This window comes from Psychrobacter cibarius (assembly GCF_904845955.1).
GTDB lineage: Bacteria > Pseudomonadota > Gammaproteobacteria > Pseudomonadales > Moraxellaceae > Psychrobacter > Psychrobacter cibarius_B.
The window spans coordinates 86,375-104,197 of the sequence record NZ_CAJGYX010000007.1; the positions used below are offsets into that span (position 1 = coordinate 86,375).

Genomic DNA, 17,823 nt, shown 5'->3' on the forward strand with positions numbered 1-17,823 from the left:
CTCCTTATTTCACTTCTGGCTGTTGATTGGCTGCCGCATCAATGACATCGACACCAACCGCCTGCGCGATTTTTTGATCAAACTCTGGACGGAAATATTTAATCGCACTCATCAGTGGTTCCATCGCACCCGGCGCATGTGCGCAGAAAGTTTTACCAATCCATAAGTCACGCGTGAGGCCTTCTAGTTTTTCGACATCGCCCACTTGCCCTTCACCATCATTGATAGCAGTAAGCAGTTTGACACCCCACGGCAGACCATCACGGCATGGCGTACACCAACCGCAGGATTCGCGTTGGAAGAAAATCTCGAGATTACGAACGAGCGGTACCATATCTTGTGCTTCATCCACCACCATAATTAGCCCAGTACCCATACGGCTACCTGCTTTTTGAATGGTGTCAAAATCTACCACCACATCTAAATGCTCAGTGGTTAAAAAGTCAGTAGAGGCACCGCCCGGTAGCCAAGCTTTGAGGGTTTTACCATCTTGCATACCACCCGCTAAATCTTCAATGATTTCGCGTGCCGTATAACCAAACGGTAACTCCCACAGACCTGGATCGTTAACTAAGCCTGAACAACCGAACAGTTTGGTACCCGGTGTCTGGCTCTTGCCTTTGATGTTAGATAATGACTGATACCATTCAACACCATGGTTTAGGATGGCTGGCATGTTACACAAGGTTTCAACGTTGTTGACGACGGTTGGACGACCCCATGCACCAGAAATTTGTGGAAACGGTGGTTTGGTACGTGGATTAGCACGGCGACCTTCTAAGCAATTAATCAATGCGGTTTCTTCACCGCAAATATAACGTCCAGCGCCAGTATGCACATGCAGATTAAAACTAAAATCTGAGCCTAAAATATTCTTGCCCATGAGATTGTTAGCCAAGCATTCTTCGATGGCAGCGACCAAACGCTGGGCGGCTAAGATATATTCACCGCGGATAAAGATATAACCATCAGTTGCGCCAATCGCATGTGCGGTAATCAACATACCTTCAATTAACTGAAACGGTAGGCGCTCCATCAATAGGCGATCTTTAAAGGTGCCCGGCTCCATTTCATCAGCATTACAGATGAGATAACGTGGTAGACCATCTGGCGGTGACATAAATGTCCATTTCAAACCAGCATTAAAGCCTGCACCACCGCGACCTCTGACGTTGGCAGCTTTAATCATATTGCCCACTTCTTTAGGCGATTGACTCAAAGCTTGCTTTAAGCCATCAAAGCCTTTTAACGACTCATAGGTGGTCAAATCTAGTACGGCATCATGATGTGCTAGACGCCATGTTAACGGTTTGGTTTCGCTAGTCGCTGTTGCTTTATCACCATAAATTGGAATGCGCTGCTCATTAAGCTGGCTAGGTGCTTTGCCTTGACTACGTTGAGCAATCTGCTCTGAAAGCGTTAATCTCATGCGTATAGCTCCAATAATTGCGTGACTTCTTCGGGCTGAACAGGACCATACGTGTCTTCGTCAATCAACACAGCAGGGCCTTTGTCACAATTACCTAAGCAGCAAATTGGCAATAGCGTAAAACGACCATCAGCCGTCGTCTGACCATATTCAATGCCCAGCTGCGATCTGATCTCAGCAGACAAGGCTTCATAGCCTGTCAAAAAACAAGCCACTGAATCACAAATAAGGATGACGTGGCGACCGACAGGCTGACGATAAATACGGTTAAAGAAAGTAGCAACCCCATCCATATCTGACATCGGAATATCTAGAATATTGGCAATAGCATTCACTTGTGCATCATCTACCCAACCGTTACGCTTCTGCACAATTTTTAGCGCATCTAACGAAGCGGCACGGGCTTGTGGATAATGGTGCATAAACTCATGAATAGCTGCAATTTCCTCTCTAGTGAGGATGCTTGCCACATCTACTTTTGGCATTTTGTCGGAAACAATTTTCATAGTCTTCTATCTGTCCTCACTCATCACGCTTTATCAGCTAATAGCGACAGTCTTACGAGTGTCGATATATGGCAAGATATCAGCATTTTGGTGTGCCATTTGGCAATGATATATTGATAAACGTATTTCTTTAATAACGATAATTTTCTGATCAAAGCATTAGACTAAAGTGCTAGCGATCACAGTATTAACGATCACAGTCAGCCATTACAATATCAATCGATGCCAAATACATAATGGCATCAGAGACGAGCGAGCCATTTATCACCGATGGCATCTGCTGCAAATGCGCAAATGTCGGCGTACGAATACGGGTACGATAGCTCATCGTCGCCTTATCTGAGGTGATGTAATAGCTGTTCAGACCTTTGGTCGCTTCTACAATCGTCGTACACTCGCCCGCTGGCATCACAGGACCCCAAGATACTGAGATAAAGTGATTAATCAAGGTCTCGATATCGTTTAAGGTACGGTCTTTCGGCGGTGGTACAGCGAGTGGATGATCCGCTTTATAAGGGCCTTGTGGCATGTTATCCATGCACTGGCGAATAATACGTAACGACTGACGCATCTCTTCGACTTTGACCATACAGCGATCATAAGCATCACCGTTGTAACCGACTGGCACTTCAAAGTCGTAATTTTCATAGCCCATATACGGACGTGCTTTACGCAAATCAAAGTCAACGCCTGTCGCGCGCAGACCTGCACCAGTAACACCCCAAGCAAGTGCTTGCTTGGCATTGTACTGAGCAACGCCTTGGGTACGACCTTTGAGCACACTGTTTTGCAATGCCGCTTTGACATATTCGTCCAAGCGTTTTGGCATCCAATCCAAGAATTCGCGAACCAGACGCTGCCAGCCACGTGGTAGATCAGCAGCAGTACCGCCGATACGGAACCAAGCAGGATGCATACGATAGCCAGTCACAGCTTCGATGACGTCATAGGCTTTTTGGCGATCGGTAAACATATAGAATACCGGGGTCATGCCGCCCGCATCCTGAATGAACGTACCGACAAATAGTAAGTTATTGGTAATACGGAAAAACTCGCTCATCATCACGCGAATGGTTTCAGCGCGCGGTGGAATCGTAATTCCAGCAAGCTTTTCGACCGACATGATGTACGGCAGCTCATTCATCACACCGCCGAGATAATCGATACGGTCGGTATAAGGAATAAATGAGTGCCAAGTTTGACGCTCAGCCATTTTTTCTGCACCGCGATGGTGATAACCGATATCAGGGATACAATCGACGACTTCTTCACCATCGAGCTGTAGCACAAGTCTAAAAGCACCGTGAGCAGAGGGATGGTTAGGACCGATGTTCAAGAACATAAAGTCTTCATCACGACCTGAGCGTTTCATGCCCCATTCTTCTGGGACAAAACGCAAGTTTTCTTGCTCGTACTGCTGCTTGGCGGTATTCAAGAAATATGGAGTAAACTCAGTCGCACGAGCATGATACTCTTTGCGCAGTGGATGACCTTCCCAGTATTTTGGCAATAAGATACGGGTCAAATGCGGATGACCGGTAAAGACAATACCGAACATGTCCCATACTTCACGCTCATACCAGTTGGCATTTGGCCAAATCTGGGTGGCGCTCGGTACATTGACATCGTCTTCACTCAGCGCGACTTTAATACGTACGTCGCTATTACGCTCAAGCGACATCAAGTGATAAAACACCGTAAAATCACTGTCAGGCAACCCTTGGCGATGTTGGCGTAAGCGCTCATCTATCGCTGACAAGTCAAATAGCATGACGTATGGCTGGGGTAATTTACGCAAGAATAAAAGAACGTCGAGCAAATCAGCACGTGCCACCCAAACCGTTGGAATCTCATCCACAGTGTGCTGCACGACAAACTTACCGGCATACTTCTGCTCCAGCTCGGTGATAACCGCTGGAACAGGCTTAATGTTAGGATCTATGTTTTCAACTACCGTGACCATGAATGATGTATTCCTTCATTAATCATCATTGAGCTATGTTGAGCCTCACCGAGCTATGTTAATCATAACTGAACCATGTTAATCATAACTGAACTACGCTAAACATAAGCGAACTACGATGAATATATGCGTACTGAGCACTTTTACGGATTGTGTATGATTGAGCCAAACTAAAACATGATATAGCCAAATAATTTATGCCTAATATACTGTTTATCACATGCAGTTTGGCTACAGGCTCGCTGATTAAATACTGTCTGGACTACGCAAGTTTTTCACAGCGATACGATCTGCTTGCTTACGGTCACGCTCAGGCGTCATTTGTGGCTGATAAATACCCTGATCATTGACATGAATACCTAGCGGGCGACGCTCTTTAGTAATCGACTCTTGCAGCAACATCAAGCCTTGGATCAATGCTTCTGGACGCGGCGGACAACCGGGCACATAGACATCAACAGGGATAATTTTGTCCACACCTTGCACGACCGAATAGATATCATACATACCACCCGAGTTGGCACAGGCACCCATCGAGATAACCCATTTTGGCTCAAGCATTTGCTCATACAGGCGCTGAATAACCGGTGCCATTTTAACAAAGCAAGTACCAGCAACGATCATCACGTCTGCCTGACGGGGCGACGCGCGAATGACTTCGGCACCAAAACGTGACAAATCATGAACGGCGGTTAGGGTGGTGGCATATTCGACATAACAGCAAGAGGTACCAAAGTTAAATGGCCAAAGTGAGTGCTTGCGCCCCCAGTTTGCTGTTGAATGGACGAGGTCTTCGAGACGACCCATAAAGACGTTTTTATTCACTTCGTCTTCGATTGGATCATTGACCGTTTGGCTTGTCTGAGCAGGATAGACATCTGCATCAGGGTTGGCTTTTGTTAATGTGTATTTCATAACATACAACCTTTATATTAGGCGAAGCGCAGCAATCATCTTGCTTCCGCTATCGCCTTAACTTCTATTATTAATAAGCGACCATTTTGCAGTAACGTGCCACAAGACCGTCAAAAGCGATTAGCGTTTGACTTTGTCTTGTTGCGCAGGTGTGGCAAAATCCATGGAAGTCACATTACCAGTAGTATTAATATGATCGATATTTTGCAAGTGACGACGGTTAGTCTCGATATTGTTCGATACATTAATCTGCCCTGAAGACTGGGCTGGTATCTTGCCAGTTGGATCGACCATCAGCTCATCGACGCCATCAAACTGCGTAATATCTGCCAAATTAAAACCTACTGGAGCTGCATATAGACGTGGTTGCTTGCGGCGCTTGTCCGATGGTGCCCAATTCATCGCACCCAGACTGAGCTCGTATACCAAGCCTATAATCAAGATGGTAATGAATATCGCGGCAGCGGCGAAGCCCAGCCAGCCTGCTTCACGTACTGAAACAGCATAAGCGTATAAATATAGCGCTTCTAAATCAAAGATAACGAAGAAGATTGCCACCAAATAGAATTTGGCAGACAAACGAATACGGGCGTTGCCAGCTCCGACAACACCCGCTTCAAATACTTCTTCTTTTTGTGAGCCCTGAGAGCGACCGCCAAGCAAACGCGGCACAACCAGCATAAAGACCACTAGCCCAATGGCGGCTAAGATAAAAGCAATGGCTGACCAATTAAAAGCAGACATGATAATACGTGCTCCTCACCCAATCGAGTGTCAAGCGCAGCGCGCATACTCACAAACTATAGAGTGGCAATAGCGACTGGCATAACGCAGACGAAAACACAAAGTAACTGCCATTGGGTCTTAATAACTCAATGGCTCATATAGATACTGTGCTGGTAATAACCAATTATCAAGCTTATTGACGACGATGTCAGACATGACCAACTATAGATACTCCGATATACAACGGAGAAAGGCTGGTCGCCTAACGCATCTTCTAACAACGTAAGATCAACGTATTAAATCAATATCATATTCGATAGTTTATTTAATTGATTTAATAGCTCATTACACGTGGTCAACAATGACGAGACAACTGGCATAAATTATTTACGTACTATACGCATATCAGTGCCTAAAAGCTAGTTTTTAACTGTATTGAACGGTCACTTTATAGGTGAAAGAAACATGTTTTTTTTACCATGAATTATGATATAGACGTTACCTTATATTAAGCCCAAATCCACATTTTTGAGTGGACGCTAGTATATATAGTATAAGTCACGAAAAATTAACGCTTTTTTACTGGGTGCCGATCCTTGAACTCCTCCCCAATGTGACGGTTTTTGCTTTATAATAACCCGCCTAATTGCATGGTAGTATCAGCGGCTGTTTTAACGATGGCGCTCTTGATTAATTGTCACAAAATATTAATGGTCATGAGCGTGATTAGCGGATAGGTTGATTAACCTTATCGACGCCATGTTTTGATATCGAGATGATGCAACAAGCTATAATGCTATGTTGCCGTCTTGCGCTATCGATCTGCCTGATACGTGCCGTTTTTATCTCACTGAGCAACGCTTGATATCAACACTCGTCTTTTTTGCTTTCTTTTTGCTTTTGTCTTACAGGTCACCTTATGAGTCAACTTAATCCCAAACAACAAGAAGCGATGCTCTACGTATCCGGTCCATTGCTTGTGCTAGCAGGTGCCGGCTCCGGTAAGACATCGGTGATTACCCGCAAGATTGCGTATCTAATCGAAGAGTGCAACATGCCAGCCGAGCGCATTACCGCAGTGACCTTTACCAATAAAGCGGCGCGCGAGATGAAAGCCCGTGTCAGTAAATTGCTGCCGAGTGAAAAAACTCGCGGGCTGACGGTATCCACCTTTCACCAATTTGGGCTACAGTTTTTGCGTTATGAGTTGATTCATACACCGCTCAAGGGTAACTTCTCCATCATGGACAGCGACGACAGTAAGCGTTTGCTGATGGAGCTGATGATGCGTGACAATTTAAGCGGCGCTGAAAGTCGCGAATTGGTCGGCAAAGCCATTAAAATGATTTCTGACTGGAAAAACGATCTGATTGAGCCGGATAAGGCGATGGAAACCTTAGACGATCCAGAAGACATGATTTTTGCGACCCTCTATGCCTTATATGAGCGCAATTTGCGGGCTTATAACGCTGTTGATTTTGATGATTTGATTGTACTGCCCACCAAAATCCTGCGTGAAAATAGAGAACTGCGTGACAAATGGCAAAATCGCATTCGCTATCTATTGGTCGATGAGTATCAAGATACCAATACTGCGCAGTACGAAATGATTAAATATCTGGTCGGACCGCAAGGGCGTTTTACCGTCGTGGGTGATGACGATCAATCTATCTATGCGTGGCGCGGGGCAAAACCTGAAAACATGGCGTTGCTCAAGGAGGATTTTCCTAAGCTAAAAATCGTCATGCTTGAACAAAACTATCGCTCGACCACGCGTATTTTGACTTCTGCCAATGCCGTTATTACCAATAACGAGCATTTATTTGAAAAGAAACTCTGGTCAGATAAAGGTCAAGGCGAAAAAATTCGCATTATTAACTGTCGTAATGATGATGATGAGTCTGAGCGTGTGGCAAAAGAGATTGTTACTCATAAACTGCGTTTCGGTAATGAGTGGGAGCAATATGCCGTTCTTTATCGCAGTAACTTTCAGGCGCGCATGCTAGAGGCGCAGTTGCGTCAACTGCAAGTGCCTTATAAATTATCGGGTGGTCAGTCGTTCTTTGCGCGTAGTGAAATCAAAGACATCATGGGCTATCTGCGTTTGATTTTGAACCCTGAAGACGACAGTGCGTTTTTGCGTATTATCAATACGCCTAAGCGTGGAATGGGGCCAGCAACGCTAGAAAAGTTAGGCTTATTTTCACAAGAGCATAGCATCTCGCTACTCGCTTCTTGTACCCACGCAGGGCTCGCGCATGTTTTACCGTCGAAGGCTTATGGTACGATAAAGGAGTTCGGTGAGTTTATTGAACATTATACGCGTGAGCTGGATCAGCATCCTGACCCTGTGCCTATCGTTCGTCAGATGATTGATGAAACGGGTTATATCGACTTTGTGCGTAGCGACGCCAAAACCCCGCAACAAGAAAAAAACCGTATCGATAATATTGATATGCTCTACACTAGTATTCAATCACTGATTAATCGCGCCGAAGAAGACGAAGATCGCACCATTGATACCATCATTCGTAAGCTGGTGTTGCTAGATATGCTCGAGCAACAGCAAGAAGAAGAAAATACCAACAAGGTTAACTTGATGACCTTGCATGCAGCAAAAGGTTTGGAATTTGATTTTGTGTATATCATGGGGCTTGAGGAAGAAATGCTACCGCATCGCAACTCTATATTAAGCGAGACGGTCGAGGAAGAACGGCGCTTAATGTATGTGGGCATTACTCGTGCGCGTCGAGAGCTGACATTGACGCTAGCGACTCAGCGCCGTGCAGGCGGACAGATGCGTGTCACTTCTGAATCGCGCTTCTTAGATGAGTTACCAGAAGAGCATATCGACTGGCCAGCCAAGGCGAAAAAGAAAAAAGCGACTAAAGACCCAGAAGCTGTTGCTGATGAATACTTGGCTAATATTCGCGCTTTATTGGGTAATCGTTAGCGTTAGGCTCAACGCTTGAGAGCATCATCAGTTAGCGACATGAGAAATTAGCACTTATTCGACATTTTAGTGTTTGTTATTATTTATACTTTCTAAAAACTTTGGAACCTTTATGCCTACCCCTATGCCTGATCAGGAACGACCATCTACGCTACAGGGAGATTACAATCCAGCAGAGTATAGCGGCGAATATAAGCTTCTATACCTGCAAAGTTTGGTTGCTGACAAGGCATACGAGGCGATTACTGAGTTTTTAGAAAAGCAGTCCAAATATGAGATTGCGAGCCTATTAGAATCGTTCCCTAGCCAAAATCGCTTATTGATTTGGGCACAAGTACCAGAAAATATCAAAGGCGAAGTACTTGCCGAGTTAGAGTTTGATACACGCCAGCCGCTGTTAGAAAACGTCTCATCGAAAGACATTTCCTTATTTACCCAAGACCTTGATGCGCAAGACATCTCTGAGATTTTAGACACCGTCACCGAAAGTGTGCGTACCTCGGTCATGGCAACCTTGGATGAAGACATCCGAGTGCAGGTCAATAAGCTCGATACCTATGCTGACTGGGAAGTCGGTCGTTACATGGATCCTGACCTCATTCAGATTAGGGATGATATCACCCTTGCAGAAGTACAGAACTGGCTACGAGAAAATGACGATTTGCTCGATGATGAAAGCCAAGAGCTGCTGGTCGTCGATCAAAGCCAACAATTACTCGGGCTGCTCAGTCTGGTCGATTTGATTAAACACGATCAAACTACTTTAGTCTCAGAATTGATTGATAACGCCATCACCATTAATGATCGCTTAGACATCCAAGATGCCGCGGCGATTTTCCGCTCAGAGGATATTCGTTTTGCCCCCGTTATTAATAGCCACGGTGAATTGGTCGGTCAGTTAAATGGCGAGGACATCATGGAAATTATCCAAGATGATGTCGATAGCACCATGAAAAACCTCGCGGGTGTCAGCCAAGATGAAGAGCTGTTTGCGCCTATTTTAACCAGTGCCAAAAGCCGCAGTATTTGGCTGGGCATTAACTTGTGTACCGCCTTATTGGCTGCCGCTGTGATTGGTCAGTTCGAGGCGGTACTGGCAAAAGTGGTGGCGCTGGCGATACTCATGCCTGTGGTTGCTAGTATGGGCGGTATTGCCGGGTCTCAGACATTAACTGTCGTCATTCGCGGTATGGCGATGGGTCAAATCGGTGGTTCCAACCGTTTGTGGTTATTAAATAAAGAGCTGTGGGTTGGCGCGATAAACGGTATCATATGGGCGATAATCATGGCGATTATTGCCCAATTATGGTTTCATGACATTAAAATTAGCGCCGTCATTGGTTTTGCCATTGCGATTAATATGACTGCTGCTAACGTTTCGGGCATTAGTATTCCACTGCTCCTAAAACGCATGAATATTGACCCTGCCCTATCCGCCTCGGTTATTTTAACCACTGTGACGGATATCGTCGGCTTTATGTCATTCTTAGGTTTGGCAAGTGTGTTGATACTATAATCACATAGCCAACGTTAAAACTATATTATTTAGAAACAATATTATTTAGAAACTATCCAACCGTTAAGTGAGTGCGTTATGCAAGCTGTACAAGTTAAAGTATTAAACCCCAAAATTACTGAAGATAAAGCGTTCTCGTTACCGACACGCGCCACTGATGGCAGCGCTGGTATCGACTTGCGCGCTTGTATTGATGAGCCATTGACGATTAAAGCAGGTGCCACGCATTTAATTGGTACTGGTTTGGCGGTTTATATCCAAGATCCTAACTTTGCAGGGATGATTTTACCGCGCTCAGGTCTTGGTCATAAGCACGGTATCGTCTTGGGTAATTTGGTCGGCTTGATTGATGCCGATTATCAAGGTGAGCTGATGGTCAGTATTTGGAATCGTAGTAATGAAGACTTTGTGTTGAATCCTGCGGAACGTATGGCACAATATGTCGTCGTACCCGTTGCCCGCCCTGAGTTTGAAGTGGTATCAGAATTTAGTGATACCAGTGCACGCGGTGCAGGCGGCTTTGGACATTCAGGCCGCCAATAATCAGTCGTCATTACTGATTTGCCATGTTAATTATCTTTTAGTTATCACAAAATCACCATCACGTGAATCACGCCATAAGGAGAGTAAGCGATGCCGTCTTTTGCTGCGCAGCAATGCTTATTTCGTGCTTATGATATTCGTGGTTCACGCCAGCATTTTACCACTGACTTTATTCAAGCATTGGGCAAGACATTTGCTCAGCTTTATAGTGCCGCAGATTGCAACCCAACAGCAGATCCTGTCAAAGCCTGCCTGCCAAAACCAAGTATTGACCTTACAAGTACCGTCGTTGTGCTTGGTTATGATGTGCGTCTCGGTAGTGATATTATCGCTCAGAGATTGGCTAATATACTGACTGAACATGGCTTACAAGTTATCCGACTGGGGTTAATCACTACCCCCATGATGGTTTTTTGGGCAGAGCAATACTCGGGTCATGGCATTATCGTCACCGCCAGTCATTCTGCTAAAGATATTTTAGGTATCAAATGGCTGGTCAATCATCAATCTCCGAGTCATGCAGAGATTCAGTTGCTTTGGCAAAAAACACGGGCTAACTATGCCTGTCACCTTAATTACGGTCAAACACAGGTCGATGCTCAAAATACGCTGACAAATACAACTGCTAAATCTATTTGTAATCAACCTTTCAATTTATCTGATGCACAAGTCGCGACGACTTATATTGAGGCTATCGCTCAAGTCTTTAAGCAAATCCATCCCTGTAATAAACCACTTCTTAAAGATAACCAACAACCATCTGGCACCCTTGATGTAGTAATCGTCATAGACTGTATGCATGGCGCGACCAGTAATATCGCCCAGCGTTTATTTGAGCATTTTTGCCAGCAAGTCATCATGATTAATGACATCGCAGATGGCAGTTTTCCCTCTGGCAATCCAGATCCCACTGAACCACACCGTCTTAAACAATTACAGCGAAGTGTGCGTCAACATCAAGCAGATATAGGTATCGCTTTTGATGGCGATGGCGACCGCTTAATGATCGTTGATAATAGCGGTAAAGTTGTCACGCCCGATCACTTGCTATATTTATTAGCGCAAGTGGCGCTGACCGAACACCCCGAATCGCTGTGTTCTAAAAGCCCAGACCATTCACAACTGCCCTCTCAAATCCTTTTTGATATTAAATGCTCCCATCATCTACCGAAACTCTTGTCTGAGCTTGGCGCAACACCTGTGCTCAGTAAAACGGGCAGCAGCTTTATGCGCCGACAGATGCAGCAATCTGCTGGTCAAATTGTCTTTGCGGGTGAATTGTCAGGGCATTTCATATTTAACGATAGCCGCTTTATTATTTATGATGACGCCATGTACGCGGCCTTGCGATTGCTGCATTGGCTAGCGGCTTACGATGCTCAGGGTAAAAAATCTCTGACTGATATTACAGAGCAATTGCCTGCTATGGTCAGTACGGCGGATCATTATTTGCCGATGCTTAAAACCCTTAAAAAAGACGATGCTATCGTCGAGCAGCTGACCAAATTTTGTCAGTATTTACGCCAGCTCGTGGAAGCGACTGTAGCAAAAGATTCTGGTGATCATTGGATAGCTACTGGCCAGCCATCGCTTTGCCGTTGTTCGATGAGTCGGCAATATATGACGTCCAAGCAAGCCAAATGCTTATTGCCAGTGGGGACGAAGCTGAGCTGTATTGATGGCGTGCGTTTGGATTTCGCCCATGGTTTTGGGGTGCTCCGCCAATCAAATACCAGTCACAATCTTACCGCACGCTTTGCTGGTGATAGCATAGAAGACTTACGCGACATTCAAGCAAAATTTGCCGCTTTATGTCGCCCATTTGATAAAAAACTGGCGGAACAAATTGTCGCTATTCCTGCCGAATAGTTTTGAGCAAAATAGTTACCGTCAAAGTAGTTGCTGTCAAATAAAAATATGACTTTTTAATACCATAACTTAGGAGTTTATAATGACGCTTAATTTAGATGATGCCAAAAACACTGCTGAAGTATTGACCACAGCGCTGCCTTATATCCAGCGCTTTGTCGATAAGCTTATCGTGGTCAAATACGGTGGCAATGCGATGACGGATCCTGCGCTTGAGAGCTCATTTGCCCGCGACATCGTTTTGTTAAAAACTGTTGGCATTCATCCCGTGGTCGTGCATGGCGGTGGTCCACAAGTGGATAATTTATTAAAAGAGTTGGGGCGTCAGTCAGACCGTATCGATGGTATGCGCGTCACCGATAAAAGCACCATGGATATCGTCGAGATGGTCTTAGGTGGTAGCGTCAACAAATCTATTGTTAGCTTAATCAACAAGCACGGTGGCCGCGCTATCGGTTTGACGGGTAAAGATGCCAATTTAATCCTAGCCAAAAAACTGATGATGGAAAAAATTGGCACAGATGGGATTGCTGTGCCCGTCGATTTAGGGTTTGTCGGTGATGTGGTCAGTGTCAATAAAGACGTGATTAACATGCTCATTGCCTCTGATTTTATTCCCGTCATCGCGCCACTTGGGGTCGATAGCGAAGGCAATACGTACAATATCAATGCCGACTTGGTTGCAGGTAAAGTAGCGGAATTTTTACAAGCTGAAAAGCTCATGCTTCTAACCAATATCAAAGGTGTGCTGGGTCGTGACGGCGAAGTCGTGACTGGACTCACACCAAAGAAAGTCGACAGCCTCATTGAAGACGGCACTATCTCAGGCGGTATGATTCCCAAAATCCAATGTGCACTTGATGCGGTACGTAGCGGCGTAAAAAGCGCGGTGATCGTCGATGGTCGTGTGCCTCATGCCACGCTGTTAGAGATTTTTACCAATGAAGGGGTTGGTACATTAATCAGTCGTGATTTAGGCTCATCATTGGCGGACTAGCAGGAGTAAATCATGGCATTGTGGCTCTGGTGTCTGCTTTTTATCTTAGAAAGCTTGTATTGCTGGTGGATTATTGGCTATGGTGGCGCAAAATGGATAGAAGGCTGGAAGTCATTTTTCCTCATTGAGTGGTTTGCACTAGATTGGAATGCTGAACAAATTCGCTTTTACGTCTTGCTTATATGGCTCGCAAGTGTGATTTGGTTTATTCTAGGTGTTATAAAGCCCGAGCTAAGAGGTTCTTAGCTCGGGCTTTATTGATGGTAGCCGTATTCTTTTACGAAAAAACTTTATCAAACTCAGCTTCATCATAACCGCATAGTAATATATTTTTATCTACCTGCTCACCTTCAACTATCGGACGCTTAATCATACTGGTATTTTCTACGAGCAAATCAATGGCGTTATCTAGACTAGCATCAGCCGCCTGCTTTTGACTGTCGTCTAGTTTTCGCCATGTCGTACCGCGCTTATTGAGCACTTTATCAATGCCTAATTCATCTACCCAATGTTGGACGCTATCTTTATCGATACCTTGTTTTTTATAATCATGAAAATCATAGCTGACACCCAACTCATCTAACTTGGTAAAGGCTTTTTTCATGGTGCTGCAAGATTTGATACCGTAAATGGTGATGGTCATAAAAACTCCAAATCAATGATCATTGATCATTGATCATTATTCTGTTTATTATACCTAAGCCTATGGGTATTTGGTTTATGATAACCAAAACATTAAAAACCCGCTCAAATTTTCAAATTTGTATTCTTCGTCATGCGCAAACGCCCTATCATATCGTCGCAATTTTTGCCAAATTACGCTATGCTATGGCATTGTGAAATTTCACCCAATTTATTCGTATTAATCAATCTCGAGCCAACTATGAGCAATACTGTGACATCTGACCAAGCTGAAAACAATCATTATAACCCACAAGCGATAGAAGCGGCGCAGCAAGCCAAATGGGCAACTGACAAGCGCTTTGAAGTGAGCAATGAGCCAAGCGATAAGCCAAGTCGCTATATGCTGTCGATGTTCCCTTACCCAAGCGGTAAGCTGCATATGGGTCACGTGCGTAACTATACCATCTCTGATGTACTGAGCCGCTACTATCGCCTCAAGGGCTATGAAGTCATGCAGCCTATGGGCTGGGATGGTTTTGGCTTGCCAGCAGAAAACGCGGCGATTGCTAACCAAACGCCACCTGCCAAATGGACGTTTGCCAATATTGACAGCATGCGCGCGCAGCTTAAACTACTGGGTTTGTCTATTGACTGGTCACGTGAATTTGCTACTTGCAGCCCTGAGTATTATCAGTGGGAGCAATGGTTGTTTTTACAGCTATACAAAAAAGGCTTGGTCTACAAAAAGCTTTCGACCGTCAACTGGGATCCTGTTGATAATACCGTCTTAGCCAACGAGCAAGTCATCGATGGTAAAGGCTGGCGTAGTGGCGCTGCGGTCGAAAAGCGCGACATTCCGATGTATTACTTTAATATCACTGATTATGCTGACGAATTGCTCGATGATTTGGATCAGCTAGAAGGTCACTGGCCATCAGAAGTATTGACCATGCAGCGCAACTGGATTGGTCGCAGCGCAGGCATGGAAGTACACTTCCCTTATGAGCTTGCTGGCGAGACCAATACGTTAGATGTGTTCACTACTCGCCCTGATACTTTGATGGGTGTGACTTATGTGGCGGTCGCAGCCGAACATCCGCTAGCGCAGTATGCGGCTGAGCATGATGAAGCGATTGCGCAATTCTGTGCGCTTTGTAAAAAAGGCTCAGTTGCAGAAGCAGACCTAGCTAAAGCTGAAAAAATCGGCATGGCTACTGGTCTTACGGTCACGCACCCACTCACTGGCGAAGAAGTGCCAGTATGGGTTGCCAACTATGTGCTTATGAGCTACGGCTCAGGCGCAGTGATGGCTGTCCCTGCTCATGATGAGCGTGATTATGAGTTTGCGATTAAATACAGCTTACCCATTAAACAAGTCATCGATATCCCTGTCGGCTATTTCGATGCGTTGGAAGCAGATGCAAAGGCGAACGATACTGAGATTAATCGTGCTTATACCGAACGCAATACTTTGGTCAATTCAGGTGAATTTGATGGTTTAGACTTTGAGCAAGCATTTGAAGCGATGCTGACCAAACTAGAACCACAAGAGCTTGCTAAGAAAAAAATCCAATACCGTCTCCGTGATTGGGGGGTTTCTCGCCAGCGTTATTGGGGCTGTCCTATCCCAATGGTTAACTGTGAGCATTGCGGTACCGTACCTGTCGAAGAGCAAGATTTGCCCGTTGTCTTGCCGACTGATGTCGTTCCTGATGGTCGCGGAAATCCGTTAAAAAATATTCCAGAGTTTGTCAATACGACGTGTCCTAAATGCGGTAATCCTGCTGAGCGCGAAACCGATACCTTTGATACCTTTGTGGAGTCAAGCTGGTACTATGCACGCTTTGCAAGCCCAAATGATGGGCAAAGCATGGTCAACAAATCTGCCGCCAATAAGTGGCTGCCTGTCGATCAATACATCGGCGGTGTTGAGCACGCGGTGATGCATCTACTTTATGCACGCTTCTTCCATAAACTGATGCGTGATGAAGACTTGGTGTCAGGAAATGAGCCGTTTGCTAATTTGATGACGCAAGGCATGGTATTGGCAGGGACATTCTATCGCCTAAATGCGGATGGCAGTACTACCTACTATTTTGCAGAAGACATTGATATCGACTATGACGAGCGTGGTCAACCGATTAAAGCCATCTTAAAATCTGATGGGCAGCCCGTAACCATTGGCAAAATCGAAAAAATGTCTAAGTCAAAAAATAACGGTGTCGATCCGCAAATTACTATAGATAAATACGGCGCTGATACCGTTCGTCTCTATACGCTCTTCACCGCACCTGCGGATCAAACGCTAGAATGGTCAGATGATGCACTCAAAGGCCCTTATAACTTCGTCAAAAAAGTATGGCGTATTGCTACTGAACACATGCAAGCGCTTACTGCCGCGAACCTAAGTATCGAGACGCTGAACAATGAAGCTTTGAGCACTGATGGCTTAAGCAAAGAAGCCAAAAACTTACGCCGTAAAACTCATGAAACCATTGCTAAAATCGATAGTGATTTGGGTGATCGTTTGGCATTAAACACACCTGTATCAAGTTTGATGGAGCTTGCCAACGAGCTGACTGGCTTTAAGGCCAATAGCACGCAAGACCTACAGGTACAGCATGAGGCATTGACGGATCTGCTGATTATGCTATCCGTATATGCGCCGCACATTGGTGAACATTTACTTGAGCAATTGGGTTTAGATACCATTACCTTGAATTATCCAGAAGTTGATAAAAGCGCTCTGGTACAAGATATGATCACGATGGTAGTACAGGTCAATGGTAAAATGCGCGGTAAAATGGACGTAGCCCCAAATAGCGATCCAGAACAGCTAAAAGCACAAGCACGCTCAATGGAAAGTGTGGCAAAATTCTTGACTGGCGACATCAAAAAAGAAATCGTCGTCCCCAATAAGCTGGTAAACATCGTGGTGGTAGGCTAGATTTTTTAGGCTCAGTACTTTTTATTAGTTTAATGATTAATCTGAGCCTATTCATAATATTAGGATAGCGATTATGTCGTATAAATATCGAGCAGGTCAGTCACCCAAAGCCAGCTTAAGCAAAAAAGACGCTTTTGCTAAAAAATCAAGCGGACAAAAACTGGTGGCGGCTTTTCTGACTGCCCTGCCAATGTTTACGCTATTAGGTGCAACGGCAGCTATTAGTGGCTGCGGCTTTCAACTGCGTGGCTATGATGCGCCAATGCTGCTTGATGTCGCCAAAACAGCGGTGATTCTCGAAGACAATCGCACCTCATTTCCGCTTAAGCTGCCATTGACAAGACGCCTGAAAACTTTAGGTGTTGAGGTCATTGACAACATGACAGCAGCTGATGTTGCGAACAATAACAAACAAGCAAGTGCTGAACCCATTGCCGCTATCACCATCAATAACGTGCGTTTTAAGCGTTATGAGCTGGTCGGTGTCTTGACAGAGATCCGTTTGGTACTTTCAGCAGATGTCAGCTATCAGACGATGGAAAATGGTAAACCAATTACGTTAAGCAACCCCATTCAAGTCGAGCGTAGCTATCAATATAATGAAGCATCGGTGAGCACTGATGATCAGCAAGGCGATCAAATTCGTGACTGGCTCTATGACAGATTGGCACGCCGAATTACTGATCAATAAGTCGCCATCTCCCTACCAAAGGTCAGCTCTTCTGGAGTCAGACAATCTGTGCAAAGCGGTAATGGCTCAACGTCGATCGCGGTGGTGGTGCCAAACCCATAATTTATAATGCGCAACACATTCCACGTTTATTTTCATCAATCT

The 17,823-nt window shown here is 45.0% G+C and carries 15 protein-coding genes; 8 read left to right on the plus strand and 7 right to left on the minus strand.

The window, feature by feature from the left end; translation table 11 throughout:
• Positions 1-4: 4 nt before the first annotated feature.
• From nuoF to ndhC, 5 genes are all read right to left on the minus strand, one after another.
• Positions 5-1,429, minus strand: a complete 1,425-nt coding sequence (nuoF, locus tag JMV76_RS12785; RefSeq protein WP_055124532.1) for an NADH-quinone oxidoreductase subunit NuoF — start codon at positions 1,427-1,429, stop codon at positions 5-7.
• On the minus strand, positions 1,426-1,935 hold the full coding sequence (gene nuoE / locus JMV76_RS12790) for an NADH-quinone oxidoreductase subunit NuoE (RefSeq protein WP_201502961.1): 510 nt from the start codon (positions 1,933-1,935) through the stop codon (positions 1,426-1,428). Before nuoE ends, nuoF begins: the two co-directional genes overlap by 4 nt.
• A gap of 187 nt (positions 1,936-2,122) precedes the next feature.
• A complete protein-coding gene (nuoC, locus tag JMV76_RS12795) occupies positions 2,123-3,898 on the minus strand; it encodes an NADH-quinone oxidoreductase subunit C/D (RefSeq protein ID WP_060490570.1) in 1,776 nt (591 codons plus the stop codon).
• A 246-nt stretch (positions 3,899-4,144) separates the two neighbouring features.
• Entirely contained in the window at positions 4,145-4,813 is a 669-nt protein-coding gene (locus JMV76_RS12800) for a NuoB/complex I 20 kDa subunit family protein (RefSeq protein WP_025653094.1), read from the minus strand.
• 120 nt (positions 4,814-4,933) lie between these two features.
• Entirely contained in the window at positions 4,934-5,557 is a 624-nt protein-coding gene (gene ndhC, locus JMV76_RS12805; RefSeq protein ID WP_201502962.1) for an NADH-quinone oxidoreductase subunit A, read from the minus strand.
• A 901-nt stretch (positions 5,558-6,458) separates the two neighbouring features.
• Between ndhC and JMV76_RS12810 the strand changes: the two genes are divergently transcribed.
• The 6 genes from JMV76_RS12810 to JMV76_RS12835 all read left to right on the plus strand — a co-directional run bounded on the left by JMV76_RS12810 (position 6,459) and on the right by JMV76_RS12835 (position 13,663).
• Positions 6,459-8,492 (plus strand): UvrD-helicase domain-containing protein, encoded by a 2,034-nt coding sequence (locus tag JMV76_RS12810; protein ID WP_060490569.1) that lies wholly within the window; start codon positions 6,459-6,461, stop codon positions 8,490-8,492.
• A 112-nt stretch (positions 8,493-8,604) separates the two neighbouring features.
• A complete protein-coding gene (gene mgtE / locus JMV76_RS12815; protein ID WP_083475673.1) occupies positions 8,605-10,008 on the plus strand; it encodes a magnesium transporter in 1,404 nt (467 codons plus the stop codon).
• Positions 10,009-10,086: 78 nt separating this feature from the next.
• The gene (gene dut / locus JMV76_RS12820; RefSeq protein WP_045444733.1) at positions 10,087-10,551 is read left to right on the plus strand and encodes a dUTP diphosphatase; all 465 of its coding nucleotides are present in this window, start codon (positions 10,087-10,089) and stop codon (positions 10,549-10,551) included.
• 90 nt (positions 10,552-10,641) lie between these two features.
• A complete protein-coding gene (locus JMV76_RS12825) occupies positions 10,642-12,420 on the plus strand; it encodes a phosphomannomutase/phosphoglucomutase (RefSeq protein WP_201502963.1) in 1,779 nt (592 codons plus the stop codon).
• A gap of 82 nt (positions 12,421-12,502) precedes the next feature.
• Positions 12,503-13,417, plus strand: a complete 915-nt coding sequence (gene argB, locus JMV76_RS12830; protein ID WP_201502964.1) for an acetylglutamate kinase — start codon at positions 12,503-12,505, stop codon at positions 13,415-13,417.
• Between the two features lie 12 nt (positions 13,418-13,429).
• Complete coding sequence (locus JMV76_RS12835) at positions 13,430-13,663, plus strand: hypothetical protein (protein ID WP_055124538.1); 234 nt, start codon at positions 13,430-13,432, stop codon at positions 13,661-13,663.
• Between the two features lie 31 nt (positions 13,664-13,694).
• Here the strand turns inward: JMV76_RS12835 and JMV76_RS12840 are convergent, their stop codons facing one another.
• Positions 13,695-14,060: a Spx/MgsR family RNA polymerase-binding regulatory protein gene (locus JMV76_RS12840; RefSeq protein WP_201502965.1), complete on the minus strand. Its 366-nt coding sequence runs from the start codon at positions 14,058-14,060 to the stop codon at positions 13,695-13,697.
• A 240-nt stretch (positions 14,061-14,300) separates the two neighbouring features.
• On the opposite strand from JMV76_RS12840, the gene leuS reads away from it, so the two are divergent.
• Complete coding sequence (gene leuS / locus JMV76_RS12845) at positions 14,301-16,988, plus strand: leucine--tRNA ligase (protein WP_201502966.1); 2,688 nt, start codon at positions 14,301-14,303, stop codon at positions 16,986-16,988.
• Positions 16,989-17,061: 73 nt separating this feature from the next.
• Positions 17,062-17,679 (plus strand): LPS-assembly lipoprotein LptE, encoded by a 618-nt coding sequence (locus JMV76_RS12850; protein ID WP_227690398.1) that lies wholly within the window; start codon positions 17,062-17,064, stop codon positions 17,677-17,679.
• On the opposite strand, the gene JMV76_RS15125 is transcribed toward JMV76_RS12850, so the two are convergent.
• Positions 17,673-17,798: a hypothetical protein gene (locus JMV76_RS15125; RefSeq protein WP_265090308.1), complete on the minus strand. Its 126-nt coding sequence runs from the start codon at positions 17,796-17,798 to the stop codon at positions 17,673-17,675. The genes JMV76_RS12850 and JMV76_RS15125 overlap by 7 nt on opposite strands.
• Between the last annotated feature and the right edge of the window lie 25 nt (positions 17,799-17,823).

Bases quoted from the DNA above. Each gene is read 5' to 3' on its own strand.
- nuoF (WP_055124532.1), bottom strand. From the start codon at position 1,429: ATGAGATTAACGCTTTCAGAGCAGATTGCTCAACGTAGTCAAGGCAAA.
- nuoE (WP_201502961.1), bottom strand. From the start codon at position 1,935: ATGAAAATTGTTTCCGACAAAATGCCAAAAGTAGATGTGGCAAGCATC.
- nuoC (WP_060490570.1), bottom strand. From the start codon at position 3,898: ATGGTCACGGTAGTTGAAAACATAGATCCTAACATTAAGCCTGTTCCA.
- JMV76_RS12800 (WP_025653094.1), bottom strand. From the start codon at position 4,813: ATGAAATACACATTAACAAAAGCCAACCCTGATGCAGATGTCTATCCT.
- ndhC (WP_201502962.1), bottom strand. From the start codon at position 5,557: ATGTCTGCTTTTAATTGGTCAGCCATTGCTTTTATCTTAGCCGCCATT.
- JMV76_RS12810 (WP_060490569.1), top strand. From the start codon at position 6,459: ATGAGTCAACTTAATCCCAAACAACAAGAAGCGATGCTCTACGTATCC.
- mgtE (WP_083475673.1), top strand. From the start codon at position 8,605: ATGCCTACCCCTATGCCTGATCAGGAACGACCATCTACGCTACAGGGA.
- dut (WP_045444733.1), top strand. From the start codon at position 10,087: ATGCAAGCTGTACAAGTTAAAGTATTAAACCCCAAAATTACTGAAGAT.
- JMV76_RS12825 (WP_201502963.1), top strand. From the start codon at position 10,642: ATGCCGTCTTTTGCTGCGCAGCAATGCTTATTTCGTGCTTATGATATT.
- argB (WP_201502964.1), top strand. From the start codon at position 12,503: ATGACGCTTAATTTAGATGATGCCAAAAACACTGCTGAAGTATTGACC.
- JMV76_RS12835 (WP_055124538.1), top strand. From the start codon at position 13,430: ATGGCATTGTGGCTCTGGTGTCTGCTTTTTATCTTAGAAAGCTTGTAT.
- JMV76_RS12840 (WP_201502965.1), bottom strand. From the start codon at position 14,060: ATGACCATCACCATTTACGGTATCAAATCTTGCAGCACCATGAAAAAA.
- leuS (WP_201502966.1), top strand. From the start codon at position 14,301: ATGAGCAATACTGTGACATCTGACCAAGCTGAAAACAATCATTATAAC.
- JMV76_RS12850 (WP_227690398.1), top strand. From the start codon at position 17,062: ATGTCGTATAAATATCGAGCAGGTCAGTCACCCAAAGCCAGCTTAAGC.